This is a genomic window from Chloroflexota bacterium (assembly GCA_011322445.1).
GTDB lineage: Bacteria > Chloroflexota > Anaerolineae > Anaerolineales > DRMV01 > DRMV01.
In genome coordinates, this window is sequence record DRMV01000028.1 from 1 (window position 1) to 26,186 (window position 26,186).

Genomic DNA, 26,186 nt, shown 5'->3' on the forward strand with positions numbered 1-26,186 from the left:
AGAAGTTCAGCAACGATGAGGTCTTTGATTTGGGTGATGCGTTCTGTGGTAGACTTCATTTGGGAGTCCTTTGGTGAGAGATAGATGATGCGTTTATCTCTGTTATACCAGAGGACTCCTTTTCTACAACATTTGAGTGCTCCCTTTGAGACTTGTCTTTTGCCTGGTTCTCCGTTACAATCGGCCCCGCCAACCCCTGCTGGAGGAAACACGATGGCTGCTGAGTTGCCTGAAATGACCACCGACCGCTTCGAGGAAGAGGTTTTGCAGAGCGATTTGCCCGTGTTGATTGATTTCACCGCGGAGTGGTGTGCCCCCTGCAAGATGCTCGACCCTCTCGTGGCCGAACTGGCTGAGGAGTGGGTGGGGCGCGCCAAAGTGTTCCAGATGGATGCTGACAAGAATACCGACCTGCTGGTGCAGTGGCGCATTATGGGCGTGCCGACCCTTGCCCTCTTCAAAGGTGGTAAAATTGTGGCACGCATGACTGGTTATAAACCCAAGAAGGCCATCATCAAGAAGTTTGGCAAGCATCTTTCGTGATAGCCTTGACAATGCTTCGGCGCGTAGGTAAAATTCGGGGGCGCTAAGGCGAAAGGCGCCGAGGTAGCTCAGTTGGTAGAGCAGCGGACTGAAAATCCGCGTGTCGCCGGTTCGATTCCGGCCTTCGGCACTGAATAAGCGGGCGTAGTTCAGTTGGTAGAACGCCTCCTTGCCAAGGAGAAGGTCGTGGGTTCGAGTCCCATCGCCCGCTCCACGCACGATGTAAGGCAAAGGGCTGAGGGCAGGTGGCTGGCACACAGCCGTTTGCCTTCAGCCCAAAGTTTTCTTGGCGACGTAGCCAAGTGGGAAGGCAGGGGCCTGCAAAGCCCTGATTCGCGGGTTCGAATCCCGCCGTCGCCTCTCTGCCCCTCGCCCCGCGAGGGGCATTTTGTTTCTGCCCCCGTGGTATGATAAATGCCAGCCAAGGGAGAGAAACCACAGAGATTACGCAGATGCCGCAGAAAATATCTGTGAAATCTGCGTAATCTGTGGTTTACTTCCGAAACACAAGCGAGGTGAGCGATGGCGCAGCCGGATTTCTGCGAAAAATTCTCTCTGGAAGGCCGCGTGGCGCTGGTGACGGGCGGGGCGGGGCTGCTCGGCGAGCAGTTTTGCCACACCCTGGCTGCGGCGGGCGCCGCCGTGGCCGTGGTAGATCTTTCCCCCGAAGGCGCGCGCCGGGTTGCAGAGGGCATTCAGGCCGCTGGCGACCAGGCTCACCCCTACACGGTGGACATTACCGACCCTGCAGCCGTCCGCGCCGCCGTGGACGACATCCGCACTCGCTGGGGCAGGCTGGATGTGCTGGTCAACAGCGCCGCCCTCGACCCCAAAGTCAGCGCCGAGGGCGCGGTGCGCTCGTCTTCCGCCTTTGAAGATTTCCCCCTGGAAACCTGGCGGCAGGCGCTGGACGTCAACCTGACGGGCATGTTCATCGTCACCCAGGCCGTGGTGCGGGTAATGAGCCAGCAGGGGAAGGGCAGCATCATCAACATCTGCTCCACCTACGGGCTGGTGGGCCCCGACCAGCGCATTTACCAGAAGCCTGGCCAGCCGCCGCAGTTCAAGCCGGTGTATTACACCGTCACCAAGGCCGCCGTGCTGGGCTTTACCCGTTACCTGGCTACCTACTACGCGGGCACCGAAATCCGCGTTAATGCCCTCACGCCCGGCGGGGTGTATAATCGCCAGGATGAGGCCTTTGTGCAGGCTTACAGCGCCCGCACCGTCTTGGGACGCATGGCGCGCAAGGACGAGATGAACGGCGCTTTGCTGTTCCTGGCTTCCGATGCTTCCTCTTATATGACCGGCGCCAACCTGGTGGTAGACGGCGGCTGGACGGCGTGGTGAGGTGGCGATGCCCGAAGTCTTAGCCATCATCCCCGCGCGGGGCGGCTCCAAATCCATCCCGCGCAAGAACATCAAGCCCTTTGCCGGCCACCCGCTGATTGCCTATAGCATTGCCGCCGGGCTGCAGGCCGAAAGCGTGACGCGGGTCATCGTTTCCACCGACGACGACGAAATCGCTGCCGTGGCGCGGGAATACGGCGCGGAGGTGCCCTTCCGCCGCCCCGCTGAACTCGCCCAGGATGCCACCCCCGACCTGCCGGTCTTCACCCACGCCCTGGCGTGGCTGGAAGAGCGCGAAGGCTACCGCCCCGACCTGGTGGTGCAACTGCGCCCGACCACGCCGGTGCGCCCGCCCGACCTGATTGATCGCGCCGTGCGCCTGCTGCAACAGCACCCGGAAGCCGACTCGGTGCGCGGCGTGGTGCCTTCCGGCCAAAACCCCCACAAAATGTGGCGCATCGCCGAAGATGGCCGCATGATCCCCCTGTTGGAAGTGCCCGGCATCGCCGAACCCTACAACGCCCCCCGCCAGAGCCTGCCACCGACTTACTGGCAGACCGGCCACATTGACGTCATTCGCCCGCGGGTGTTTGCCACCGGCAGCATGAGCGGCAAAATTATTTTGCCCGTGGTGCTGGAACGCGAGTACACCGTGGATCTGGACACTCCCCTGGACTGGTTGTGGGCGGAATGGCTGGTGCGCTATGTCGGGATGCCCATGGTGTGGCCTGGCCGTCAGCCGCGCCCCATGCCGCAAAAGGTTCGCTTAGTAGTGCTTGATTTTGACGGCACGCTCACTGACGACCGTGTGTGGGTAGACGAAACCGGCCGCGAAATGGTGGCCGCCCACCGCGGCGATGGCTTCGGCATCGCCCGCCTGCGGGAAGCCGGAGTGCAGGTGGTCATCCTCTCTCGGGAAACCAACCCCGTGGTGACGGCCCGCGCCCGCAAACTGGGCGTGCCTGTCTTCCAGAGCGTGACCGACAAGGCCGCAGCCATGCGCTCGCTGCTGGAAAAATACGACATCCCCGCGGAAGAGGCCGTTTTCGTGGGCAACGACGTCAACGACCTGCCCGCCTTCAAGGAAGTCGGCTGGGCGGTAGCCGTGGGCGATGCCCACCCCGACGTGCAGCGCGCCGCCGATTGGGTGCTTTCCAAACCCGGCGGCCATGGCGCGGTGCGCGAACTGTGCGACCTTATCCTTGATCGCCGCGACGCCGCGGCATAGCACGTTTCAAAATCAATGTCCTGAGCGGAAGCGCCGTAAGGCGCTGGAGTCGAAGGACGCTTTTTGACAGGATAGGCGTTCGTGCTTTACTGTGTTTTCCCACGCGCTGAGTGGAAGTGCGAGCGTCAGCGAGCGCTGTAGTCGAAGCGCACTGTGCTCAGCGCGGCACTTTGCTTGCCAAATCGGTGTCCATCGGTGAAATCGGTGGATTGACCTATCCCTTCGTTTGGAGGTTCTTCCATGTCCCCTGAAATTCGCATCGGCGACCGGCTGGTGGGTGAAGGCCATCCTACCTACATCATCGCCGAAATCGGCATCAACCACAACGGCAGCGTAGATATTGCCAAACTGCTCATCGATGCCGCGGTCAAGGCCGGCGTGGATGCGGTCAAATTCCAGAAACGCACCCCCGAAATCTGCACGCCCCGCGACCAGTGGAACAAGATGCGCGAAACTCCCTGGGGCTACATCCGCTACATTGATTACCGCCACAAGGTGGAATTTGGGCAGGACGAATACCAGGAAATCGACCGCTACTGCCGTGAAAAAGGCATTACCTGGTTTGCCTCGGTGTGGGACGAGCCTTCGGTGGATTTTTTGGAGCAGTTCAACCCCGTGGCCTACAAAATTCCTTCGGCAGCGCTGACCGACCACAACCTGCTGCGCCACGTGCGCGCCACCGGCAGACCGATGATTATTTCTACCGGCATGTCGACCATGGAGCAGATTCGCGCCGCGGTGGAAGTCGTGGGTACGGACGATCTGGTCATTATGCACGCCACCAGCACCTACCCCTGCGAGCCCGAAGAACTCAACCTGCGCATGATTCAGACCCTCAAGCAGGAATTCCCCAACGTGCCCATCGGCTACTCCGGCCACGAGGTCGGGCTGGTGACCACCGCTGTGGCGGTGGCGCTGGGCGCGTGCATGGTGGAACGCCACATCACGTTAGACCGCGCCATGTGGGGCAGCGACCAGGCGGCTTCGGTGGAACCCGGCGGCCTGCAGAAACTGGTGAAATACATCCGCGTGACCGAGCGCGCTTTAGGCGACGGCGTCAAACGGGTGTATGAATCCGAAATGCCCGCGCTGCGCAAACTGCGGCGGGTGGGGTTGCAGTAGGTGGAGGCGATAGTGCGCGGGCGAGTACGTTTTTGGGGCTTGCTCATCCTTTGGGCAGCAGTAGCGGCAGGTTGCAGACCTGCCGCTTCTGGCATCCGGCAGGCAACGGCGGTGGGAACGGCTTCCCTTGGAGGGCAGCCTTCGCCCACGGCTACCCTGCCGCCCCCCACGGTGACGCCTTCCCCACAGCCTTCCCCTTCGCCGACGCTCACCCCCACCCCGACGCGCACGCCGCCGCCTTCCCCCACCCCGTGCGCTGCGGAAGTCTGCGTGTTGCCTTGGCGCTTTCCGTTGCGCCGCCCCATTGCCCTCCCTGACAGCAGCGCCATTGCGCCGACGTACCCTTTCGGCTCTGATTACCACGGCCTGCGGCACGCGCACCATGGCGTGGATATGGAAAACCCTCGCGGCACCCCGGTGCTTGCCGCTGCCGATGGCGAGGTGGTGTTTGCGGGAACGGACACGCAAACGCTGTTGGGGCCGGTACTGGATTTTTACGGCCAGGCCGTGGTGTTGCGGCATGACCTCGCCGGGGCGGGGCAGGCGGTTTATACGCTTTACGGCCATTTGGATACGGTCGCGGTGCAGGTGGGGCAAACGGTGGCCGCGGGAACGGTCATCGGCACGGTGGGCAGCCGCGGTGTGGCGGTAGGCCCGCATTTGCATTTCGAGGTGCGCCTGGGGGAAAACGCCTACGATGCCGTTCAGAATCCGGTGCTTTGGCTGCGCCCGCTGGCAAAGGGTGACGGCGCTTTGGCTATGCGTCTGACCGATGGGAAAGGGACCCCGCGGCACCTGACCGACATTGTGGTGCGCGGCGTGGATGCCGGGCTGCCAACGCTTTACCCGCAAACTTATGCCACGGCCGACCTGTCAGGCGACCCCCGGCTGCACGAAAATCTAGCCCTCGGCAGCCTGCCCGCCGGGCGCTATGAGGTGGAAATCACCTGCTGCGGACGCCTGTTTCGCCGACAAATCGTGATTCAGCCTTACCGCCTGACCTTTGTTCGCCTTGCCCTTCCATAAAAGGGGGAGCATCCTAAAAACGCCCCGACTATCCGACCACCCGACTATTCGACTATCCGACGACTCAATGATTCCCCGCTTCTCTCGCGGAAACGTGTATAATCAAAGCATGTTCCGCTTCTACAAACCCATCGAAGTGCGCTTCAGCGACCTGGATGTGTTAGGGCACGTCAACAATGCCCGGTACCTGACCTACATGGAGCAGGCGCGGGTGGCCTATTTTCGAATGCTCCGCCTGCGCAAGCCCAACGAGCCGCGGGTGGGCTTCATCCTTGCCAGCGCGCACATTGACTTCCGCCGCCCCATTTTGATGGATTCGCAAGTGCGGGTGGGGGTGCGGGTCACGCGCCTGGGCGACAAAAGCTTCACCATGGCTTACCGCCTGGAAGACGCCGTCAGTGGGGAGGTTTTTGCTACCGCCGAGACGGTGCAGGTGAGTTTCGATTACGAAAAGCAGCGTTCTATTCCGCTGCCCGATGCCTGGCGGCAGGCCATGGCCTCTTTTGAACACATTCCCTCCTATGAGGAGCCCCGCGCATGAGCCTTCCCCCTATTGACACCGATTTCTTGCAGGCTTTTCTGACCGATTTGCTCAACACGCCCAGCCCTACGGGGTTTGCTCATCGGGCGATTGACCTGACTTATCGCACCTTGCAAACCGTTTTACCGGAAGCCGACCTGCGGGTGACGCCCAAAGGCGCTTTGGTGGCCCGCTGGGAAGTCCCTGCTTCGGCAGCCCCCTGTGCCCTGACTGCCCATGTTGACACCCTTGGCGCGGTGGTGAAGGAAATCAAGTCCAACGGGCGGTTGAAGTTGAGCCGGGTAGGTAGCTTCCCCTGGAATTTCGTCGAAGGCGAAGAGGTATGGGTGCACCCGATGGAAGGGGAGCCTGTGCCCGGCACGTTGCTGCTGACGGCGGCTTCGGTGCATGTGTATGGTAAGGAAGCCTACGATGCCAAACGCGACGACGACCACATGGAGGTGCGGCTGGATGCTGTGGTGCACTCGGAGGAAGACGTCGCGGCCTTGGGCGTGCGGGTAGGCGATTTTGTCTCGTTTGAGCCGCGAGTGCGCTGGCACAACGGCTTCGTGCGTTCCCGCCACCTGGATGACAAAGCCGCGGTGGCCTGTGTGGTGGCAGCGGCAAAGGCGCTGCACGACGCCGGGCTGCAGCCCGCCCGCACCACTTACCTGCACATCAGCAATTACGAAGAAGTGGGCCACGGCGCGGCTGCGGGCTTGCCTGCTGAGGTTGCCGAACTGGTTTCGGTCGACATGGCCGCGGTGGGCAAAGGCCAGACCAGCGACGAGTTCCACGCGACCTTGTGCGTCAAAGATAGCAGTGGGCCGTATCACTATGGCTTGAGCCGCAAACTGCGCTTGCTGGCTGAGGAAAACGGCATTCCTTACAAAGTCGATGTTTACCCCCATTATGGCTCCGATGGCGAAGCGGCCTGGCGCGCCGGCCTGGATGCCGCGGTGGCGCTCATCGGGCCGGGGGTGGATGCTTCCCACAATTACGAGCGCACCCACATGGATGCCTTGCAGGCCACCACCCGCTGGCTGCTGGCCTATCTTTTGAGCGGCTAATTCTGCCGGTGCCCCCTGGCGCATTTGGGGCTTTTGCCTCCGCGGGATGCCTGGCAGGCAGCCTTCGCGAAACCCAACACCAAAGCATTTGGCAGTCAAGGCTTCATCTTCGGGCGCAACATCACGAGACTGCGGCGGCACCCCGGCCACGGCTGGCGTGGCGCTCTTCGAGACAGGAAGCGGTTTGAAATATGGGCACTAAAAAATCTTCTTTTCACATCCCCGCCGAAAGGCTTTATCGTTTGGTGAGGGAACTCAACGCCGACCTGGAACTGCGCGCCGTCTTGAAACGGGCGATTGCCCTGACCCTGGAAACTGTGGGCGGGAACGCGGGTAGCATCATTGTGGTGGATGAGAGCGGTCAGGTGCTCTCCGCGGCAATTTTGCAAGACGGCCGCCTTTACGATAACACGACGTTCCAGCTAAAAGCCATGCTGGGGCACGGCCTGGCGGGGTGGGTTTTCCGCACGGGTGAAGCGGCTTTGGTGCCCGACACCTCGGCCGATGAGCGGTGGATGCCGATGTTGCGCGACGATGACGCCTCAGATCGCCGCTCGGCCATTTGTGTGCCGCTTGTGGTCAAGGATCAGCGAGTAGGCGTTTTTACGGTGGTGCATCCCCAGCCGCATGCTTTTACCGAAGAGCATTTGGCAGGGGTGCAGGCGATGGCCAACCTGGTAAGCCCGGTCGTGATGAACGCCTTGCTCTATGCTCAAAGCCGCCGCCAGGCGCGCTTGATGCGGGCCTGGGCGGAAAGCGCAATGGTCATTTCCGAGACGCTGGATGCGGCGCAAATTATCGAGCGCATGTTGGAACAGGTGGGGCGGGCGCTGCGCACTGAGGCCGTGGCTCTGGCTTTCCAGGACACGACCAGTGAGGTTTGGGTCGTGACCGACGCGGTGGGAGTGCTGAGCGACCGGTTGATGGGTGTGCGCTTGCCGGGTTCTTCTGCCGAGGCTGATGTGCCTCAATGCCCTTCCTTGGAGCCTTTGCGCACGTTGGGGGCGCGCGCCATGACCTGCGCCTTGCTCCCCATCGAGGAAGGCCCGGCAGGGGCGCTGATTGCTGTCAACCCCGTGGAAGGCCGTTTCCGCGACGATATGGTTTCGTTGCTGGAAGGCCTCGCTAATCTCACCGGTACGGCCTTGCGCCATGCCCGGCTGTTTTCCGCACTGCGGGAAGCCCACGAGCAATATCGCGCCCTTTTCAATGACACACTGGACTGGATTTTCATCACTGACCTGCACGGACGGGTCGTGGAAGCCAACAAGCGTGCCAAAGAGGATCTGGGCTACCGCTGGGAAACGTTGCGGGCCGGCACGCTGCCGATCACCGGCGTGCACGACCTGCCTACCGGCATCTTGCCCGATGCCCTGGATGAAATTCCCGAGTCGCCCCCGCTGACGTATGAGTCGGAAGTGCACACTCCCGGCGACGAGCGTATTCCCGTCGAGGTGTACGTGCGGCGGGTGAGTTTCCGGGGGGCGCCGCACTTGCAGTGGATTTTGCGCGATATTACCGAGCGCAAGCGCCTTGATACCCTGCGTGACGACTTGCTCGCCATGCTTTACCATGACCTGCGAGCCCCCCTTTCCAGCATCGGCATGAGCCTGGAACTGCTGGAGCAGGCATGCACGAGCGGTGACGGCGATGCCCAGGAACTGATCAAGATCGCCCGCCGGGCGACGGCGCGCCTGGAGCGCCTGAGTTCGAACATGCTGGACCTGAGCCGTCTGGAAGCCGGGCAAATGCCCCTCAAACGCGAGGCGGTGCAGCCCCAAACGCTGATGAGTGAGGCCCTGGAAGTCATTGCGCCGCACGCCGAGCAGCGCCAGCAGACGGTGCGGCTGGAGCTTTCCGCCGACTTGCCGCCTGTGAGCGCCGACCGCGAGATGATTCGGCGGGTGCTCATCAACTTGTTGGAGAACGCGGTCAAATACTCGCCGCCCGGCTCGCACATTCGGGCTGGGGCGCGCCGGGAAGGCCCAATGGTGCGCTTCTGGGTGGCCGACAACGGGCCGGGCATCCCCAAGGAAGAGCAGGAACGCATTTTCCATAAGTACGACCGCGGCAGCGCCAAACGTGGCAAGGGGTTGGGGCTGGGGCTGGCTTTCGCCCGCCTGGCGGTTCAGGCCCACGGCGGCACCATTGGCGTGGAAAGCGAACCGGGCCAGGGGGCGTTGTTCTGCTTCACCTTGCCGGTGGCCGAGGAGGAAACGCCGTCGGCGTAGCGGTTCCGAATTTACCCTTTCTGGAGGCAAAATCTCCCATGCAAGAGATTGCGACCAATGTGTTTTTGCTCAATGACTATCGCGGCGTGGTGCCGGGTGTGATTGTGCGCAAGGAAGGCACGGTGTTGGTCGATTCCCCGCCGTGCCCGCAAGATAGCCGCCTGTGGCGCGCCCGTTGCCGCAACCTCGGCGACAGTTTGAACATGCTTCTCGTTTATCTGGATGCCCACGCCGACCGTACGTTGGGCGCGCGCATGTTAGAAGTGCCGGTGGTGGCGCACGAGCACACGGTGCAGGTCTTCCGCAACCGGGCGGCGATTTTTCGCGTCCAGGGCAACCCGCGCGGCGAGGCCTGGGAACGCTGTGCCCAGATTTCCAACATGCGTTGGGCGCCCCCCCAGATGGGCATTACGCATCGTCTGGAAGTGTATTGGGATGAAGCGCCGATCATCATCGAGCACCACCCCGGGCCGCACCCGGGCGCGCTGTGGGTCATTTTGCCCGACCAGCAGGTGATCTTTGTGGGCGATGCGGTCACTGTGCATCAGCCGCCTTTCCTGGCGCATGCCGACCTGCCCCTTTGGATCGAAGCGATTGACCTGTTGCTCGCGCCCGACCATCGGGACTTCCTCATCGTCGGCGGGCGCGAAGGCTTGGTGCCCGGCTCGGCGCTGAGCCACATGCGCACTTTCCTGGAAACCACCCACCAGCGGCTGGAAGCCCTGGCCGCCCAAAAGGCCACGCCCGAAGACGCCGCGGCCCTGGCCCCCGACCTGCTGGCAATGTGGGATTTCGACAGCACCCACGAGCCGGACCTGGCCGATTTCTACCTTGCCCGGCTGCGTCAGGGTTTGCAGCGCTACTTTGCCGCGCGTTACGTCGCTCGCACCCACGGGCACCACACTCCCCAGAGGATGGACTGAGATGGCTCAACTTCTCGTCTGGGGCGACCACCCCGAACCGTGGCCGCCCTATCAGCCTGCCTACGAACTCACCCGTGGCGATGTGGTGGAAAGCATCCACGATGCCGCCATCGCCGTGGTCGATGCCCAGGGCAACCTGCTGGCTGCGCATGGCAACCCCTTCGTGTTCACTTACCTGCGCTCCTCGGCCAAACCCTTCCAGGCGCTGCCCTTCATTGAGGACGGCGGGCACAAGCATTTCGGCCTCACGCCTGAAGAGATCGCCATCATCTGCGCGTCGCATTCCGGCACCGACGAGCACGTCCGGGTGGTCAGCGGCATTCAAGCCAAAGTGGGCCTGCAGGAAAGCCAACTGCAATGCGGCGTCCACCCGCCCTATCACCAGCCCACCGCGGTGGCGCTGGAATGCCGCGGCGAAGCCCCCACCCCCAACCGCCACAACTGCTCCGGCAAGCACACCGGCATGTTGGCGCAGGCCGTCTTTCACGGCTGGCCGACCGAAAATTACCTCGACATCGAGCATCCCGTGCAGCAGCGCATTTTGCACGCCTTTGCCGAAATGTGCGGGCTGGACGCCGAGGCCGTGCACCTCGGCACCGACGGCTGCTCCGCGCCTAACTTTTCTCTGCCCCTCTACCACGCGGCCTACGCCTACGCCCGCCTGGCCGACCCGCGCGGCCTGCCGCCCCGTCGCGCGGCTGCGCTGGAAACCGTCTTCGCTGCGATGACCGGCAACCCCTTCATGGTGGGCGGCCCCGGGCGCTTTGACACCCGCTTCATGGAAGCCGCGGGCGGCACGATGCTTTCCAAAGCCGGGGCGGAAGCCTACCAGGGGCTGGCGCTCAAGCCGGGCGTGGTGCCCGGGGTGGAAAGCGGTGTGGGCATTGCCATCAAGATCGCTGATGGCGACGGCAAGGGTCGCGCCCACCCCGCAGTGGTGCTGGAAGTGCTGCGCCAACTCGGCGCGCTCGACGACGCGCTCGCGGAAGCCCTGGCCGACTTCGGCCCGCGGCTCACCCTCACCAACTGGCGCAAAATCCCCGTGGGCGAGGGCAGGCCATGCTTTACGCTGGAGGGCGAGATTGGCTGAGCGCGAAAAAGCCGCCTTCCCTCCGCCGGAAGCCCTGCGCCCCAAAGCCCTGGAAGTGCACCGCCGCCTGCTGGCCCACTTCGGCGAGCCGGTCTGGCGGCAGCCCCTGCCCCCGCTGGACGAACTGGTCTCCACTATCCTTTCCCAAAACACCAACGACAACAACCGCGACCGCGCCTTCTTCGCCCTCAAGGCCCGCTACCCTTCGTGGGAAGCCGTGCGTGATGCCCCCACCGAGGAAGTCATCGAAACCATCCGCCCGGCGGGGCTGGCGAATCAGAAGGGGCCGCGCATCCAAAACGTGCTGCGGCAAATCACCGCCGAGCAGGGGTGGCTCACCTTAGATTACCTCTCGGAGATGCCGCCCGACGAAGCCAAACGCCACCTCACCCGCTTCAAAGGCGTGGGGCCGAAAACCGCGGCCATCGTGCTGCAATTTTCCTTAGGCAAGCCCGCCTTCCCGGTGGACACCCACATCTACCGCGTCACCGGCAGGTTGGGCTTGCGCCCGCCCAAAATGAGCCGCGAAGCCGCGCATGATTTTCTCGAAAAAGTCTTCCCGCCCGAAACCTACTACGACGCCCACCTCAACCTGATTCGCTTGGGGCGGGAAATCTGCACCGCCCGCAAGCCGCACTGCGCCGAGTGCCCGTTGCGCGACCTGTGCGACTTTGCCCGACAGCAGGAGGTTTCCCCATGACCGACTGGCTGGAAATTCTGACCGCCGAGGGGGTGCCCTGGGCGCTGTATGATGCCCGGGGCCAGAGGCTTGCGGCTGCCGAAGCCGAGAATGTCCCTGCTGCTCCCCCGGCGGGTGTGCCCTGGCCGCCGTCCGCGCCCACCGAGGCCGAGTGCCCCGGCGTGGCGCCTTGCCGCCTGTACCCCCTGGAAGACGGGCGGGTGTTGGTCGTGTGGGGGGCTTCCCGCCGCAGTCTGGCCGCCGCGCTGGAAGCCGAGCGCGCCCGCCTGCCGAAATTCATTTCCACCCTCACCCACGAACTGCGCCTGCCGCTGACCTCCATCAAAGGCTATGCCGACCTGCTGGTCAAGGGCGTGATGGGGCCGGTCAGCGAGCAACAGGCGCAGTTCCTTGGCGTCATCCGCAACAATGTGGAGCGCATGGCCACGCTCATCGAGCGGGTTTCCGAAATGGGCAAACTGGAATCGGGACGCCTGCGCCCGAAACGCGAGCCGCTGGCCCTCAAGCAGGCGGTGGAAGCCGTGGTGGCGAAATACCGCCCGCTGTGCGAAGAGAAGGGGCAGACTCTGGAAGCCGACCTGCCTTCTGGCCTGCCGGTGGTGTTGGGCGATACGGCGCGGGTGGTGCAAATTCTGGAGGCGCTGCTCGACAACGCCCACAAATACGCCCCCGAGGGTGGGCACATCCGTGTGCACGCCGCGGCGACGGAAGGCGGCGTGCAGGTCACGGTGTGCGACGATGGCCCCGGCATTGCCCCGGAAGACGCGCCGCGCGTGTTCGAGGCTTTCTTCCGCTCCGAAATTCCCGAAGTGCGCGAACACCCCGGCTGGGGGCTTTCGCTGCATGTGGCGAAGCAACTGGCGGAGGGCATGGGCGGGGCGCTGGGCTTTGACGCGCATCCCGAAGGCGGCGTGTGCTTCTGGCTGCGGCTGCAGGCGGCTGAGGGTTGAGCGGCTTCCCTTCAGGTGTGCTATCATTGCCCCCTATGAGCGATTTACCCCTGGTCACCATTGTCACGCCTTCGTATAACCAGGCGCGTTTTCTGGAAGCCACCATCCAGTCGGTGCTTGCGCAAGATTACCCGCGCGTGGAATACATCATCGTGGATGGCGGCTCCACCGATGGCAGCGTGGATATCATCCGCCGCTACGCCGACCGCTTAGCGTGGTGGGTTTCGGAACCGGACCGCGGCCAGACCGACGCCATCAACAAGGGCTTTGCCCGCGCTCGCGGTGCAATTCTGGCCTGGCTGAACTCCGACGATACCTACGAGCCGCACGCCGTCCGCGAGGCGGTGGCTTTCCTGCAGGCGCACCCCGACGTGGGACTGGTGTATGGCGATGCCAACTACATTGACGAGCACGGGCGCGTCATCGGGCGCTTTCCCGCGGCGCAGACCGATTACCGCAAACTGCGGCGCGGTTATGTCCACATTCCTCAGCAGGCGGCGTTTTTTCGCACCGACCTCTGGCGGCAGGTCGGGCCGTTGGACCCTACTTTTTACTTTGCGATGGATTACGACCTGTGGGTGCGGCTGGCAAAGGTGAGCGAAGTGCGCTATGTGCCCCGGCTGTGGGCTAATTTTCGCATCCACGGCGACGCCAAAACCATCAAAGACGACGACCGCTGCTGGCCGGAGATGCTGCGGGTGCACTTTCGGGAAGGCGGCGGCTATCTGTCGCCGATTGTGGCAAAATACTACTTGCGGAAGGCTTTGGCGCCCGCCCTGCGCCTGCGCTGGCAGTGGCGCTTGCGCGGGCGATGAGGAGGTGGCTGTGAAAACCTGGCGCTTGGCAACGATGGGACGCTGGCTGTTGCGGCACTGGCTCCTCGGCGTGCCGCTGATGGTGGTAGGGGCGCTTCTGGGCGCGGCGCTGGTGCGCTGGGCCTTCCCCACGCCCTATTGGGCCGACAGCACGCTGTATGTGGGCTTCAACGCCGATGCCGTGCTGCGCTACCCCGAAGATTACAAGAACTGGGAACTCACCCAACTGGACGGTTTTGTGACCTCGCAGGCCGTGTTGCAGCCGGTGCTGGAAGCCCTCGCGGCGAGCGGCGATGCTTACTGGAAGGATTGGACGCTGGACGACCTGGCGGCGCACTTGCAGCCGCGCTGGTTTACCGCCGGTGAGTGGCACTTGCACGCCACCGCCGACACACCCCGCCATGCGACCTTCCTGGCGGCGGTGTGGGGCAAGGTGGCGTTGGATAAAATCCATGCGGCCATTCAGGAAGGCGAGCGGTTTCTCGCCGCCGACCGCCGCTGGCGGATGCTGGAAACCCGCCGCGAAGCGGCAGAGGCCGCGCGTGCCCGTTTGCAGGTGGCGCGCAAGGCGTTGGAAGGCTGGCTCGACCGCCTGGAGGCTGGCAATGTTGCCGTGACGGCCGCCGACCGCGCCGAGATGGCTTATTGGGCTTCGTTTGCGGAATTCCCCGAGGGGGGGCAGGTGCAGCCTTTGCCTTCGGAAGGCGCGACCGTGGCAGATTATCGCGCCTGGGGTGAGGCCGTGTTGCGGCAAATGGCTGCTGCTGACCAGGCCTGGCAGGCTGAACTGGACGACATTGCCGCCGCACAGCAGCAGGCCGCCGCGGCGCGCGAAGCCGCGCGCAAACTTTCGGCGGGCATTTCGGCCGAGTGGCAGGCGGCCCTGGCCGCCGATATGCCCGGCAATGCCGCTTTGGAGGCCGAAGAGCCCGGCTTTTGGGCCAACCTGGCCGCTTCGGCGACGGGGTTGAAGCCGCAGGCGCATGCGGTTTATACCTGGAAGGATGGCGCAGCGGTGGGTGCGCTGGCGGGCCTGTTGCTCTGGATGGCCTGGGCGCTGCTGGCGGCTTTGTGGCAGGGCGAGCGGGCCTTTGGCGAGGGGGAGGGCGATGCGTAAACAGGTGTGGGAGCGCATCCGTTGGGGACTGTGGGTGCTGCTGCTTTTGGGGCTGCCCATCAGCAGTTTTGCCTATTTCCCCAAGGCGATTGGCGGCGGCGCGCAGGTGCGGCCTTTTGCGCTCTACCCGCTCATCGTGCTGGCGATTTTCGTGACGCTGCCCGCCCTCTTTCGCCGTCGCTTGCCCCTCAGCGCGGCGTGGCTGGGCCTGTTTGTGATGGTGGCGGTGCTGGCGTCGGCGCTGTTCCTCTTTCGCGACCTGCCGCCGGTGAACGGCGTGCGCCCGCCGGCGCGGGTGGTGCGCGGCTTCATTACCCTGGTCATTGGCGCCGCGTTTTACCTCACCGTGGCGCTTTTTCCCCGCTCGTGGGAAGACCTGCGCCGCACCCTGCGATGGCTTTACGCAGCCCTGGCGTGGGCGCTGGCTTGGGGTACGTTCCAAATCGGTTATGTTTTGACCCATTCCTACGCCTGGTATTTGAAGGCCAATCACCTGCAGCGGCTGATTTCCAGCCGCGATTTGCTCACCCGCCGCATCTCCGGCCCCGCGTATGAGCCGAACTGGTTTGCCTCGCAGTTGTTGCTGGTGTTCCTGCCCTGGCTGCTGGCTTCGGTGCTTACCGGGCGCAGCCTGTTTCGCTTGCGCTGGCGCTGGGTGACGGTGGAACTGGCCCTGACCGTGTGGGCGTTTGTGGTGTTGTTGTTCACCTATTCGCGGGCGGGTTTGGCGATGGCCGGGGGCATGCTCGCCCTGGCTGTCTTCCTGCGCCCCTCGGAACGCTTTTCAATGAAGGCGCGCCTGCTCAGCCTGGCCGGGTTGGGGGTGGTGGCGGTGGCTGCCCTGGCTGTGTTGGGGAAGATCAACCCTTACTTCGCCCGTTTGTGGACGGCGGCAGGACAGCCTTTGGAAAAATATGTCTTCATGTTGGGGATGCAGGGGCGTTTTTCGTACTGGCAGGCCGCGTATGCAGTTTATCAACAGCACCCGTGGCTGGGCGTCGGGCTGGGAAATTTTGCCTTTTACTTTGCCCAGGCTGTGCATCCCAAGCCGTTGGGCGGCTTGGATACCGAACTGCTCAAGGTGCTGCTCCCCGGGTCGGGCTATGGGCTGGTGACGCCGAAAAACCTTTACGTGCGCCTGCTTGCGGAAACCGGGCTGGTGGGCTTTGTGACGTTTATGGCTTTCTGGCAGGGTGTGTTTCGAGATGGGGTGCAGTTGTTTGTTGCGGGCGGTGAAGAAAGTTTCTGGGGGCTGGGTGCCATTTTGGGCTTCGCCGCGCTGTTGCTTTATGGCCTTTCGTTTGGTTCATTCGCCGTGGCCAGCATGTGGGTATTCCTGGGGCTGGTGACAGCGGCTGCGCTGGTGGCGCGGGCTTCTCGTGAGCCTGCTGCCGTGGAAAAGGGATAAACGATGAGTGATAAGAAAATCTTGCTGGCTGTGGGTGGGTGCCTGCTCGTGCTGGTGCTTGCCTTTTGCGCCGTTGTGGGTGGGTTAGGCGTGTGGTTGTATCATCAAAGCGGCTCATGGGAGTGGTCGTTTTCTCTCGGTGGTACGGCAACGCCCGTGGCGGACCTTCCCACGGCAACGCCTGAGCCTACTTTAAGCCCTACTGAAGCGGTGGAAGTCCAGACGACCATTGAAGAAACGCTGGCGGCGTTGAAGGCGCGGCAGGCCCCCGAGAGCGACCCGGTGGCGCTGGCTCGTCGGCTTCAGCACGTGACCGAGGTGTGGGCGACGCCGGCCTCCCCCCCTGCGCACCGCGTGGGCGATGTGGCGCACTTTTGGGTTAGCAATCAAGATACCAACGAGAACTTTCAGGTCACTGCGCGGCTGGCCTATTTGCGCCCCCATGTTTATTTTTGGGTGCAGGAAGGCGTGAAGTATGATCAGAAGGCGCTCAAGCGGTTGGTCGATACTTTCGAGGATAAAATCTACCCCACCGATCGCGCCTTTTTCGGCTCGGAGTGGACGCCCGGTATTGATGGCGATCCCCACCTTTATATTCTCTATACCCGCGGTGTGGGTTCCTGGGTGGCGGGATATTTTTCTTCGGCTGATGAGATCCCGCCATTCGCCCACGAGTATTCCAATGCTCATGAAATGTTCGTGCTCAATGCCGATAACGTCAACCTCTCTCATGAATTTACTTATGGCGTGTTGGCGCACGAGTTCCAGCATATGATTCACTGGTACCATGACCGCAATGAGACAACCTGGCTCAACGAGGGGGCTTCGGAGTTGGCTTCGTTGCTCAACGGCTATGATGTGGGTGGTTCGGATTGGGCCTATGCGCGTCAGCCCGATACGCAGTTGAATGCGTGGAGCGACCCGCAGCAGGAAGACCCTTCGGCGCATTATGGCGCTTCGTTCATGTTCATGGCGTATTTTCTGGGGCGCTATGGCGAGCAGGCAACCCGCACGCTCATCGCTCGGCCTGAAAACGGCCTGGAAAGCGTGGATTTGACGCTCAAGGAAATTGGCGCTGGGGAAATGGCCGACGGTCTCTTTGCCGATTGGGCGGTGGCGAACTGGTTGCAAGACCCTTCGCTGGATGATGGGCGGTATGGCTACAAGACTCCGGGCTATACCAGGCAGCCGTGGTTCCAGCCGCAGCATGAGGTGAAAACCTGCCCGGATGAGGGCGGAGATACGGTGCACCAGTATGGCGTGGACTACATCAAAATCACCTGCCGCGGCGATTACACTCTGCGTTTTCAGGGCGCTTCTACGGTGCCGCTTTTCCCTGCCGCACCGCATAGTGGGAAGTTTGTCTTTTGGACGGGCTACGGTGATGAGTCGGATATTACCCTCACGCGCAAGTTCGACTTGAGCGGGGTTTCCCAGGCGACGTTGCGGTATTGGACATGGTATGATATTGAAAAGGATTACGATTACGCCTACGTCGAGGCCTCGACCGATGGGCGCTCGTGGGAAATTCTCAAGACCCCTTCGGGCACCGATACCGACCCTTCGGGTAACAGTTACGGCTGGGGCTACACGGGCGTTTCGGGCGGCGGTTCGCAGGCTCGCTGGATCGAAGAGCAGGTGGACCTTTCCCCCTATGCGGGCAAAACGGTGTGGGTGCGTTTCGAGTATGTGACCGACGCGGCCGTGAACCATGTTGGGATGTTGCTGGATGACATCCGTGTGCCGGAAGTTGGTTACAGCGCCGATTTTGAAGATGGTCACGATGGCTGGGAAGGCCGTGGCTTTGTGCGCGTAGGGCGCTGGCTGCCGCAGACTTTCCGACTGAGCCTGATTGATTATTCGCAAGGGCAGCCGGTGGTGCGCCCGCTGGTGTTGGGGCCGGATGGTACGGCGTCGGTGCCCTTGCGCCTCACGGGTAAGCCAGTGGTGTTGGTGGTCAGCGGCACAACGCGCGTCACGCGGCAACCTGCTCAATACACCTGGTCTGTTCAGTCACCCTGATACCCTTTGACGAGGAGGCTTCTGTGACCAACGCTGATGACCGCTTGAACGAACTCAAGGCCTTGAAAGAGCGCCGCAAAAATGGCGAGCTGGATGTTGTGGGGTACTACAAGGGCCTGGTGAGTATTTTGGCGACCACCGTGCAGCATTTGCAAGATGAAGAAATTGCCGAGGCGGAAGCCAAAAAGCAGATTCCGCTCATTTTGGTGTTTTTGGAAGAGCAAATTGGGAAACTGGCCGACCGCGGCGGGTGAACGCAGGGGTTAGCGGCCGGTTTCGTCGCCGCGCAGCCGTGCCAGTTCGGCTTCCAAGGCTGCCCGCTGCTCGGCGGCTGCGCGGCGGGCTTCTTCTTGAATGGCGGCCAGCCGCTGTTGGAAGGTTTTTCGCAAGTCTTTGCCGGCGTCCGGCGCGAGTAGCCATGCGGCCACGGCCCCTGCGAGTAGACCCGCTGTGGCCCCGCCCAGGAATTTGCTGAATTTGCCCATGGTGGACCTCCTTGGTTTTGCCCGCTTCACGGGCAGATGAAAGCCATTGACAATTGATATGTGAGTCGTGCTCTGGTTGATTATACCCGCAAGCGGCACCCTGACGTGCCGGAGAGGGAGCCTGTGGTGATGGATGCCCCCCGCGATGTGTTGAGAGATCCCCGTATGCATTTCAATTTAGCCCTGGCTGTGCTGGGGACGGGCGCGTTTGTGTTGGGGTTGCACCCTGACTGGTTTGGCCTGGCAACGACGCCCGAGGTTGGCTTTCTCCAAATTGTGTTCATGGTGACGGGCATGGGGGTTTATACGGGGGCTGCCATTGCGGCTTTGCGCTTGCTTTGGCATGGCCGCAAATGGTCGGTGGTGGCGCAGATCGGCGCGCGTTTGATGGCGACAGGCTATGTGGCTTTTGCCGCTTCGGTCATGGCCGATATTCTTGGGCTGGGCTCCCAAACCTGGCCGAAAACAGCCCATTTCGGGCCGGTGCAACATTATGGCATGTTGGTGGGGGAAGGGGTGATGTGGATTGGCCTGATGCTGATGTACCCGTACCGTCGGTATCTCGAGGGAGGGGAGGATGACGAAGCGTGAAATGCAACCTGCTGACCTCCCTGTCATGCCTCGATGGTTGTGGCAGGGGAAACTAACGCCTGCTTTCTGGACGGTGAGCAGCGTGATTTCGATGACGGTCAATGTGATTTTGATCGTGGCGCTTCTTGTGGTGGGGAAGCAGCTGTTCACGCTCAAACAGGCTGTGGTGCCTTTGGTAGATGGGCTGAACCAAAACTTCGTTTTGATGGACAAGGCTGTCATTGCCACGCAGGTAGAAGTTCACGACCATATTCCTGTCGTGTTTGACCTGCCTGTGAAAGCCGATACGGATGTGGTGCTTTCGCACGATGTGCTCATTCGCGATGCCCGCGTCAATTTGAGCACCGGCGGGCTGGTGATTCAGAATGCCCCTGCCGACATTGTGTTGCCGAAAGGCACGGTGTTGCCCATCCGGCTCAGCATTGTGGTGCCGGTGAACACGAAAGTGCCGGTTGACTTGAATGTCCCCGTCAGAATTCCGCTGCAAGAGACGGAACTCCACCGCCCCTTCGTGGGGCTGCAGCAGGTGGTTGCCCCCTATAAGGCGCTGTTGGATGGCGTGCCCAATTCGTGGGGCGGGTTGTGTGCGCGCTATCCGAGCCTGTGGTGCGATTTCACGTGGGGAATGATGGACGCTGTGCCGTAGGCAAAGGTGCCTTTCGGCGGGCGCTTCCTGCTTGCTTTTTTGGGGAGGTTACGGCCAAATATCGTCGCGCGCCAACAGGCGTTGGATGGCTTTTCCCAGGCTGGGGTGGTCGGTCAGCGTTTCCAGTTGGGCGCGATGTTGGCGTATGGCGGTTTTTTCTTCGGGGGAAAGCCCGCCGGCTAAAGTCAGCACTTCCAGCCCCCAGCGTTCCAGCGGTTGGTAGCCAATGGCGCGGCTCAGATGGATGCCTTCCCGGGCGGCTTCCTGGGCCTGGGTGTTTTCTCCTTGACCGAGATAAGCCAACGCTTGCTCGATGTAGGCGCCAATGGCGGCTTCGGGAAGTTTGAGGGTGAGGGCTTCTTGCAAGGGGGTTTCCAGCCGCACCAGGGCTTCGCGGTATCGGCCTTGCAGATTGAGCACTTCTGCTTCAATGACGTGCAGCAACGGCACCACGCGGTGGAGGGTGTGCATTTGTTCCTCGGCGGCCTGGGCCAGTTGCCGGACGGCGGTGTCGGTGTCGCCCAAGTGGGCCAGTGCCAGGGCGGCACGCATCCGGGCTTTGCTTTCCAGCACGAAGTCGTTGCTCGATGCCAGGCTTTGGCGGTAGAGCGAGAGGGCGCTTTCCCAATCGTGCAGGAAGGCGAAGATGTCGCCGCGGATGCTGAGGGCGAGGGCGTAGCCTGGAAGGTTGTCGTGGCGGGCATGGAGTTCGAGGGCCTGGCGGGTGGCTTCCCATGCCTTGGCGAGGTCGCCCCTGGCCAGCAAAGGCATTGCGCAATAGGCATGGATGTAGGTGAGCATCCGCAGTTTGCGGAATTGGGCGGCCCGCTCGCGGGCCTCGGTGCAGTCGGCGAGGGCGGCCTCGATCTGACCGCTCATGAAGTGGGCCAGGGCGCGCACCCCTAAGGCGTCGGCCATGCCCAAAATGCGGTGACTGCGCTGGAAGGCAGAGAGGGATTGGTTGGCTTCGGGAATGGCAATGTCGGGGCGGGCGCGCAGCACGGCAATCAGCGCCCGCTGGTAATGCACGCTGCCCAGGAAAAGGGAGGCCAGCGGTGTATGGCTTTCCTGGGCCAGGGCCCTGGCCTGCGCCAGATGAATCATGGCTTCTTCGACCTTCCCCTGCATAGCCACCAGTAAGGCGTGGTGAGCGTGCACTTCCATGCGGGGAAGGATGGCATTGGGCACCTGTTCCAGCCAGTTGAGCGCCTGGTGGGTCAGGATGGCGGCATCGGCGTGGCGATTGGCGATCTGGTAGATGTGGGCCTGGGCATTGAGCAGGCTGCTGCGCAGAAGGGCGCTGTGGCGGGCGTCGGCGAGGTCTTGCAGCGTGCGGACGATGTTTTCGAGAGTGGCGACGTCCACGGTATCCCCGGCCAGCAGCACCCATTCGGCGTAAAGTTGCCAGATGTCGTCGTCGCGGAAGGCGTCGGGGGCGAGGGCCACGCAGTGCGCCGCGTTGCGGAAGGCGTCGCCGGCCTGGTGGGCAATGCCCAGGCTGAGGGCGTAATGGGCGGCGCGAATCCACCAGCGGAAAGCGGTGAAGGGGTCGCCGGCTTCTTCGTAATGGCGGGCAATGACCGCAGCATGGCTGTGGGCGGCTTCGCCCCAGACGGCCTGGCGCGCTTCGGCCAGCCTGCGGTGAATGGCTTGTCGGCGGGGGCGGCTCAGGGTGCGGGTGATCACTTCTTCCAGTTTGCTGTGCACTAAGGTGTAGACCAGCCGCCCTTCCGATTCGCGCACATCCAGCCAGTGGGTGTCTTCCAGCATTTCGAGGGCGTGCATCAGGCGCTCTTCAGGCAGGCCGACGGCGTGGGCCAATACCTGCCAGGGCATGCCGGCGCCTTGCAGCGCGATGTGGGCGAGCACCAGGCGGGCGTCGTCGGTCAGGTAACGCAGGCGTTGTTCCAGCAGGGAAGCCACGTGCTGGGAAAGCGGCCATTGCCCCACCGGCTTGTTGGCCTGGCCCGATTCGATCTGGTAGCGGAGGATGCCGAGCAAGTAGTGGGGGGTGCCGGCGATGGAAGCGCGCCACAGGTTTTCGGTTTCGTCTTCCGAGAGGGGGCGCCCCAGCATGGCTTCGGCCAGCGCCGCCGTTTCTTGCTTGCTCAGGCCGGTGAGCGCGCCGCTGGGGATGCGTTGCTCGTGGAGCAGCGGGATGAGCCGCTCGCCGAGGGGGCTTTCGTGCAGCGCCTCGCGGCGGGCGGCGATGAGCAGGAAGCCGTGGCGGGTATGGTAGGGCGCGTTGGCGAAGGGTTCACGCGTCAACCAGTAGGTCAGCGTGTCGGCGGTGGCAGGGTCGCTCCATTGGGCATCGTCCACACAGACCAACAAGGGCGTGTCTTCGGCCATCACGAGCAGGGTTTGCCGCAGGGCTTCCATCAGTTGTTGTTGCTGTGGTGCCGGGGGCAGCGCGATGGAAACCGGCGGCAGGAATTGGCGCGCTTCGGGGAAAAGGTGTAAAAGGTAAGGCCACCATGCTTGCGCCACCTGCGCCCACTCGTGAGGCGCAATGTGCCGCCGAATAGCGTCAACCAGGGGCGCGAAGGGCAGTGAGCGTTCCCCGTGGTGGCAGGTGATGCTGAGCAGGCGGTGGGTGTCGGCCGCGCGGCGGGAAAACTCCTGCAGCAGGCGGGTTTTGCCCTGGCCGCTTTCCCCCAGCAGCAGAAACACCCCGCCTTCGTGGGCGCGGCGCTGGAGTTCCTGCAGCAACCTGTCGCGGCCGATGAAGGGAGCGTGCAAAGTGGGGTGGGGCTCCAGGGAAGGGGGCGCAACCGCAGGGCGTGGGCGACGAAGCAGCCGCCGGGCAATTTGCAGCGTTTCGGCGGGGTAGTCCTGGCCGAGAATGTCGCGCATGTGTTGGCGTTGCTGTTCCAGGAAGGCGTGGGCCTCGGCGGTGCTTCCCTGCGCGCGCAGGGCACGCAGCGCCAGCAAGAGGATCTCGGGCTGGTCGGGGTGGACGTTCAGGCTGGTTTCGCAGAAGTGGAAGGCTTCGGGATAGTCTTGTTGGGCGAAGTGGTGCTGGGCCAATCGGTTGAGCAGGGCGCGGTAGTGCTTTTCGAGGCGGTGGGTGGTGGTGACCAACCAGTCGTCGAAAGCGGGCCCTGCTGAGGCGGAAAAGCCTTCCAGAAAAGGGCCCCGCCAAAGCGAAAGGGCTTCTGCCAGGCGGGCCGCGTGATGCGGCGGCAGCGGGGCGTCGGGGGGCAGGCGCTGCGCCTGGGGCAGGTCGTGCTGGCAGATGTGGATGAATTCCCGATAATCGACGAAAAGGTGGGGGTGCTCTTCGAGGAGGTATCTGCCGTTGTTGCGCCGGAAGGCCCCCGGCGGCAGGATTTTTTGAATGCGGCTAAGAGTGGAAGAAAGCCGGCTGCTGACACGCTGGGGGTCGGCGTCTTCCCCAAAGAGCATGCGGAGCAAGCGGTCGCGCGACAGGGCGCTGGTGTGCGCGGCCAGCAAAAAGAGGGTGGCGCGCTCTCGCCGCCGAAGGGCTTTCAGGGCGGCTGTGGAGAGGCTCTCTGCCACGATTTCGGGCTGGCCTAACAGAAGGACTTGGAGAGACATGGCAAAGGAAAAGTTCGCGGAGGGATTAATGTGGTTTTCATTATACTACTATCACCTTCGGCGGCCATTCGATACGGCTTGGAGGGCATTTGCCGGGGTGGGTGGGGGTGTCGTTTGTCAGGTTTTGAGCGCCAAGATGAGAGGAGCGTAAGCGCGCGAGGGATTTTGTGGTAAAATGCCAGCGTTTCACTTTGTGAAACGTGCAACAGAGTTCAGGCAGGATATGGTCATCCCTTCCCCGGCGCGCAGGGGAAGCAAACGAGGAGCGCACATGAACGGTTGGCTGTATGTGGGCATCTTTATTGCTTTGTCGCTATTCTTCCCGGCGTTGTTGGCCGTGTTGGGGTTGATTTTAGGCCCCCGCCGCCCGAATCCCATTAAAACTGACACTTATGAATGCGGTTTGGAAACCGTGGGGGAGACGTGGGTGCAGTTTAAAGTGCAATATTACCTGTTTGCACTGGTTTTCCTGATTTTCGATGTGGAAGTGGTCTTTCTCTACCCGTGGGCGGTGGCTTACCACGCCTTGCCCTTTTATGGGGTGGTAGAAGGTGTCATTTTTGTGGTCATGCTTGCAGCCGCGTTGGTGTATGCGTGGCGCAAGGGCGCTTTGGAATGGTCGTAAAAGGCTGATGGGCTAAACGCTACATCGGCCTTTCTTATCGGCGCGTTGCAGAACCTCTTTGCTGTGGAGGAGCGTGTCCTATGGGAATTTTGAGTCAGCCCATTGGGGTCATTGCTGAATGGTTACGCAATCTTTTGCTGGGGTGGGGCCTGTCGCAAGGGCTGACCACCGTTTTGTTGTATCTGCTCGGCGGCGCGGTGGTCGCTATTTTGGTGCAGACGTGGGTGATTTTCCTCATCTGGTATGAGCGGAAACTCATCGGCCGCATTCAAGACCGCCTGGGGCCGAACCGCGTGGGGCCTTATGGCTTGCTGCAGCCCTTTGCAGACTTCATCAAAATCATGACCAAAGAGGTTATCGTGCCCTCGGGGGCCGATAAGCCTTTGTATTTCTGGGGCCCGATTTTGATGGATGCCGGTGTGCTGATGTTGTGGGCTGTCATCCCGCTGATGCCGATGGTGGGGATGGACCTCAACGTCGCCGCGCTTTATACCATTGCGGTGGGCGGCTTCGCAACGTTGGGGATTTTGCTTTCCGGCTGGTCTTCGAACAACAAGTTTGCGCTGGTGAGTGCCATCCGCACGGTAGCGCAGATGGTGTCGTATGAGGTGCCCACGGTGTTGGCGCTTCTCATCCCGGTGCTGCTGGCGGGGACGATGAGCCTGCACGGCATTGTGGAAGCCCAGCACGTTTGGTACATCGTGTTTGCGCCGCTGGCTTTCCTGATTTACTTTGTGGCTTCGGTGGCTGAAAACGGGCGCTCGCCCTTCGACTTGATGGAAGCCGAATCGGAGATTGTGGCCGGTTTCCACATTGAGTATTCGGGGATGGTGTTCGCTATCTTTTATGTGGCGGACTTTTTGCATGCGTTTACCATCGGCGCGCTGGCGGCTGTGCTTTTCCTGGGTGGCTGGCGCGGCCCGGGGGCTGAGAGTTTCCCACTGCTGGGCTTTATTTACCTGTGGATTAAGGCGTTTGCTGTGTATTTCGTGGGCGTGTGGGTACGCGGTACGGTGCCCCGCGTGCGCGTGGATCAGTTGATGGATTTCAGTTGGAAATTCTTGACGCCGCTGGCGTTGATTCTGTTGGTGCTTACGGCGGTGCTGGACCATTTCGTGTTCGGCCTGGGCACCTGGGTGCGCGCGTTGAGCCATTTGCTGATGAATGTGGTGGTGGCGGTAGCGGTGTTGCGGTACCTGGATCATCATGAGAAGGTGCGGGCCAGCCGCCGCCAGATGGTGGCGCAGCCTGGTCAGTACCCCGTGGCGCGGCCGCCTCGCCCTGCGGTGGCCGAGAACCCGACCGAAGCGGCTTCGTAAGAGGAGCAGAAGCATGACGGCGATGCAAATTATCTTCCTCCTGACGGCGGTGGTCACCCTCTTTTCGGCTTTGCGGGTGGTGACGACCCCCAATATGATTCATGCGGCGTTGTGGCTGGTAACCACGCTGGTGGGCGTGGCTGTGTTGTATGTGTTGCTGAGCGCCTCTTTCCTGGCTGTGGCACAAGTGGTCATTTATGTGGGCGCGATTGCCATTTTGATGATGTTCGTGATTATGCTTACCCGTCGCGAGATGCGCGATCATGGCCCGCAGACCGGTAAGCAGTGGCCGTGGGCGGCTGTGTTGGCGGTGCTGTTGTTCGGCGGGCTGGTGTGGATGGTGCAGAGCATGAGCCTGGCCGCCGCACCGGTGGCCGAAGTGCCGCAAACTGCCATTGCTGACCTCGGCAAGGCGCTGGTTTCGCCGGGCGGGTTTGTGATTCCGTTCGAGGTGGCCTCGGTGCTGCTGCTCGCTGCGCTGATCGGCGCAGTGTATGTGGCCTGGACGCGCCGCCACTCGTAGGAGGGTTGCCATGATTCCGTTGAACTGGTATCTGATTTTGGCCGCGGCGCTGTTTTCCATTGGGTTGTTTGGCGTGCTTTCTCGGCGGAATGCCGTGGCGATTTTGATGAGCGTGGAATTGATGCTCAATGCCGTGAACATCAACCTGTTGGCTTTTTGGCGTTATCGTGACCCTGCCCATCCGGTAGGGATGGTGTTCGCGGTGATTGTGTTTGCCGTGGCTGCGGCGGAGGTGGCCGTGGGCCTGGCGCTGTTCATCGCCGTTTACCGCCGCTTCAACTCGGTGGCTGCCGACGAGATCAATTTGTTGAAATGGTAGGG

23 protein-coding genes, 3 tRNA genes and 1 pseudogene are annotated in these 26,186 nt (G+C 62.4%); 25 read left to right on the top strand and 2 right to left on the bottom strand.

Annotated elements, in window-relative coordinates; translation table 11 throughout:
* Positions 1-213 precede the first annotated feature (213 nt).
* The 19 genes and pseudogenes from ENJ54_04850 (at position 214) to ENJ54_04940 (ending at position 18,369) form a co-directional block, all read left to right on the top strand.
* Positions 214-543 (top strand): thiol reductase thioredoxin, encoded by a 330-nt coding sequence (locus ENJ54_04850; GenBank protein ID HFC09169.1) that lies wholly within the window; start codon positions 214-216, stop codon positions 541-543.
* A 57-nt stretch (positions 544-600) separates the two neighbouring features.
* Positions 601-673: transfer RNA gene (locus ENJ54_04855), tRNA-Phe, on the top strand.
* An 8-nt stretch (positions 674-681) separates the two neighbouring features.
* Positions 682-757 (top strand) — tRNA-Gly (locus ENJ54_04860).
* Between the two features lie 74 nt (positions 758-831).
* Positions 832-903, top strand: a tRNA-Cys gene (locus tag ENJ54_04865).
* Between the two features lie 162 nt (positions 904-1,065).
* Entirely contained in the window at positions 1,066-1,893 is an 828-nt protein-coding gene (locus ENJ54_04870; protein HFC09170.1) for an SDR family oxidoreductase, read from the top strand.
* A 7-nt stretch (positions 1,894-1,900) separates the two neighbouring features.
* A pseudogene (locus ENJ54_04875) lies at positions 1,901-2,557 on the top strand (acylneuraminate cytidylyltransferase family protein).
* Positions 2,558-3,361: 804 nt separating this feature from the next.
* On the top strand, positions 3,362-4,243 hold the full coding sequence (locus ENJ54_04880) for an N-acetylneuraminate synthase (GenBank protein ID HFC09171.1): 882 nt from the start codon (positions 3,362-3,364) through the stop codon (positions 4,241-4,243).
* Between the two features lie 12 nt (positions 4,244-4,255).
* Complete coding sequence (locus tag ENJ54_04885; GenBank protein HFC09172.1) at positions 4,256-5,269, top strand: M23 family metallopeptidase; 1,014 nt, start codon at positions 4,256-4,258, stop codon at positions 5,267-5,269.
* 67 nt (positions 5,270-5,336) lie between these two features.
* Positions 5,337-5,810 (top strand): acyl-CoA thioesterase, encoded by a 474-nt coding sequence (locus tag ENJ54_04890; protein ID HFC09173.1) that lies wholly within the window; start codon positions 5,337-5,339, stop codon positions 5,808-5,810.
* Positions 5,807-6,859, top strand: coding sequence for a M20/M25/M40 family metallo-hydrolase (locus ENJ54_04895; protein HFC09174.1), 1,053 nt, complete (start codon positions 5,807-5,809; stop codon positions 6,857-6,859). The genes ENJ54_04890 and ENJ54_04895 overlap by 4 nt, the downstream gene beginning before the upstream one ends.
* A 191-nt stretch (positions 6,860-7,050) precedes the next feature.
* A complete protein-coding gene (locus ENJ54_04900; GenBank protein ID HFC09175.1) occupies positions 7,051-9,090 on the top strand; it encodes a GAF domain-containing protein in 2,040 nt (679 codons plus the stop codon).
* Between the two features lie 38 nt (positions 9,091-9,128).
* Entirely contained in the window at positions 9,129-10,013 is an 885-nt protein-coding gene (locus ENJ54_04905; protein HFC09176.1) for a hypothetical protein, read from the top strand.
* Between the two features lies 1 nt (position 10,014).
* Positions 10,015-11,103, top strand: a complete 1,089-nt coding sequence (locus ENJ54_04910; GenBank protein ID HFC09177.1) for an asparaginase — start codon at positions 10,015-10,017, stop codon at positions 11,101-11,103.
* A 34-nt stretch (positions 11,104-11,137) separates the two neighbouring features.
* Positions 11,138-11,803 carry an endonuclease III gene (locus tag ENJ54_04915; GenBank protein ID HFC09178.1) on the top strand — a complete coding sequence of 222 codons (666 nt, stop codon included), beginning with the start codon at positions 11,138-11,140 and terminating at the stop codon, positions 11,801-11,803.
* A complete protein-coding gene (locus ENJ54_04920; protein HFC09179.1) occupies positions 11,800-12,753 on the top strand; it encodes a HAMP domain-containing histidine kinase in 954 nt (317 codons plus the stop codon). The genes ENJ54_04915 and ENJ54_04920 overlap by 4 nt, the downstream gene beginning before the upstream one ends.
* A gap of 35 nt (positions 12,754-12,788) precedes the next feature.
* A complete protein-coding gene (locus ENJ54_04925) occupies positions 12,789-13,568 on the top strand; it encodes a glycosyltransferase (protein ID HFC09180.1) in 780 nt (259 codons plus the stop codon).
* A gap of 983 nt (positions 13,569-14,551) precedes the next feature.
* Entirely contained in the window at positions 14,552-16,093 is a 1,542-nt protein-coding gene (locus ENJ54_04930; GenBank protein HFC09181.1) for an O-antigen ligase domain-containing protein, read from the top strand.
* A 3-nt stretch (positions 16,094-16,096) separates the two neighbouring features.
* Positions 16,097-18,115 (top strand): hypothetical protein, encoded by a 2,019-nt coding sequence (locus tag ENJ54_04935; protein ID HFC09182.1) that lies wholly within the window; start codon positions 16,097-16,099, stop codon positions 18,113-18,115.
* Positions 18,116-18,138: 23 nt separating this feature from the next.
* The gene (locus ENJ54_04940) at positions 18,139-18,369 is read left to right on the top strand and encodes a hypothetical protein (protein HFC09183.1); all 231 of its coding nucleotides are present in this window, start codon (positions 18,139-18,141) and stop codon (positions 18,367-18,369) included.
* A 9-nt stretch (positions 18,370-18,378) separates the two neighbouring features.
* On the opposite strand, the gene ENJ54_04945 is transcribed toward ENJ54_04940, so the two are convergent.
* Complete coding sequence (locus ENJ54_04945; GenBank protein HFC09184.1) at positions 18,379-18,600, bottom strand: hypothetical protein; 222 nt, start codon at positions 18,598-18,600, stop codon at positions 18,379-18,381.
* A gap of 60 nt (positions 18,601-18,660) precedes the next feature.
* On the opposite strand from ENJ54_04945, the gene ENJ54_04950 reads away from it, so the two are divergent.
* Complete coding sequence (locus tag ENJ54_04950) at positions 18,661-19,191, top strand: hypothetical protein (GenBank protein HFC09185.1); 531 nt, start codon at positions 18,661-18,663, stop codon at positions 19,189-19,191.
* Positions 19,178-19,837, top strand: coding sequence for a hypothetical protein (locus ENJ54_04955; protein ID HFC09186.1), 660 nt, complete (start codon positions 19,178-19,180; stop codon positions 19,835-19,837). The genes ENJ54_04950 and ENJ54_04955 overlap by 14 nt, the downstream gene beginning before the upstream one ends.
* Positions 19,838-19,885: 48 nt before the next feature.
* Here ENJ54_04955 and ENJ54_04960 read toward each other — a convergent pair whose 3' ends face one another.
* Entirely contained in the window at positions 19,886-23,398 is a 3,513-nt protein-coding gene (locus ENJ54_04960) for a hypothetical protein (protein HFC09187.1), read from the bottom strand.
* Positions 23,399-23,669: 271 nt separating this feature from the next.
* On the opposite strand from ENJ54_04960, the gene ENJ54_04965 reads away from it, so the two are divergent.
* The 4 genes from ENJ54_04965 to nuoK all read left to right on the top strand — a co-directional run bounded on the left by ENJ54_04965 (position 23,670) and on the right by nuoK (position 26,184).
* Positions 23,670-24,023: an NADH-quinone oxidoreductase subunit A gene (locus ENJ54_04965; protein ID HFC09188.1), complete on the top strand. Its 354-nt coding sequence runs from the start codon at positions 23,670-23,672 to the stop codon at positions 24,021-24,023.
* Positions 24,024-24,103: 80 nt separating this feature from the next.
* Positions 24,104-25,342 carry an NADH-quinone oxidoreductase subunit NuoH gene (gene nuoH, locus ENJ54_04970; protein ID HFC09189.1) on the top strand — a complete coding sequence of 413 codons (1,239 nt, stop codon included), beginning with the start codon at positions 24,104-24,106 and terminating at the stop codon, positions 25,340-25,342.
* Positions 25,230-25,865, top strand: coding sequence for an NADH-quinone oxidoreductase subunit J (locus ENJ54_04975; protein ID HFC09190.1), 636 nt, complete (start codon positions 25,230-25,232; stop codon positions 25,863-25,865). Before nuoH ends, ENJ54_04975 begins: the two co-directional genes overlap by 113 nt.
* 10 nt (positions 25,866-25,875) lie before the next feature.
* Positions 25,876-26,184, top strand: coding sequence for an NADH-quinone oxidoreductase subunit NuoK (gene nuoK / locus ENJ54_04980; protein ID HFC09191.1), 309 nt, complete (start codon positions 25,876-25,878; stop codon positions 26,182-26,184).
* Positions 26,185-26,186: the final 2 nt, after the last annotated feature.

Coding starts and splice junctions, on each gene's coding strand:
- ENJ54_04850 (HFC09169.1), top strand. CDS start 214: ATGGCTGCTGAGTTGCCTGAAATGACCACCGACCGCTTCGAGGAAGAG.
- ENJ54_04870 (HFC09170.1), top strand. CDS start 1,066: ATGGCGCAGCCGGATTTCTGCGAAAAATTCTCTCTGGAAGGCCGCGTG.
- ENJ54_04880 (HFC09171.1), top strand. CDS start 3,362: ATGTCCCCTGAAATTCGCATCGGCGACCGGCTGGTGGGTGAAGGCCAT.
- ENJ54_04890 (HFC09173.1), top strand. CDS start 5,337: ATGATTCCCCGCTTCTCTCGCGGAAACGTGTATAATCAAAGCATGTTC.
- ENJ54_04895 (HFC09174.1), top strand. CDS start 5,807: ATGAGCCTTCCCCCTATTGACACCGATTTCTTGCAGGCTTTTCTGACC.
- ENJ54_04900 (HFC09175.1), top strand. CDS start 7,051: ATGGGCACTAAAAAATCTTCTTTTCACATCCCCGCCGAAAGGCTTTAT.
- ENJ54_04905 (HFC09176.1), top strand. CDS start 9,129: ATGCAAGAGATTGCGACCAATGTGTTTTTGCTCAATGACTATCGCGGC.
- ENJ54_04910 (HFC09177.1), top strand. CDS start 10,015: ATGGCTCAACTTCTCGTCTGGGGCGACCACCCCGAACCGTGGCCGCCC.
- ENJ54_04920 (HFC09179.1), top strand. CDS start 11,800: ATGACCGACTGGCTGGAAATTCTGACCGCCGAGGGGGTGCCCTGGGCG.
- ENJ54_04925 (HFC09180.1), top strand. CDS start 12,789: ATGAGCGATTTACCCCTGGTCACCATTGTCACGCCTTCGTATAACCAG.
- ENJ54_04930 (HFC09181.1), top strand. CDS start 14,552: ATGCGGTTTATACCTGGAAGGATGGCGCAGCGGTGGGTGCGCTGGCGG.
- ENJ54_04935 (HFC09182.1), top strand. CDS start 16,097: ATGAGTGATAAGAAAATCTTGCTGGCTGTGGGTGGGTGCCTGCTCGTG.
- ENJ54_04945 (HFC09184.1), bottom strand. CDS start 18,600: ATGGGCAAATTCAGCAAATTCCTGGGCGGGGCCACAGCGGGTCTACTC.
- ENJ54_04955 (HFC09186.1), top strand. CDS start 19,178: ATGACGAAGCGTGAAATGCAACCTGCTGACCTCCCTGTCATGCCTCGA.
- ENJ54_04960 (HFC09187.1), bottom strand. CDS start 23,398: ATGTCTCTCCAAGTCCTTCTGTTAGGCCAGCCCGAAATCGTGGCAGAG.
- ENJ54_04965 (HFC09188.1), top strand. CDS start 23,670: ATGAACGGTTGGCTGTATGTGGGCATCTTTATTGCTTTGTCGCTATTC.
- nuoH (HFC09189.1), top strand. CDS start 24,104: ATGGGAATTTTGAGTCAGCCCATTGGGGTCATTGCTGAATGGTTACGC.
- ENJ54_04975 (HFC09190.1), top strand. CDS start 25,230: ATGAGAAGGTGCGGGCCAGCCGCCGCCAGATGGTGGCGCAGCCTGGTC.
- nuoK (HFC09191.1), top strand. CDS start 25,876: ATGATTCCGTTGAACTGGTATCTGATTTTGGCCGCGGCGCTGTTTTCC.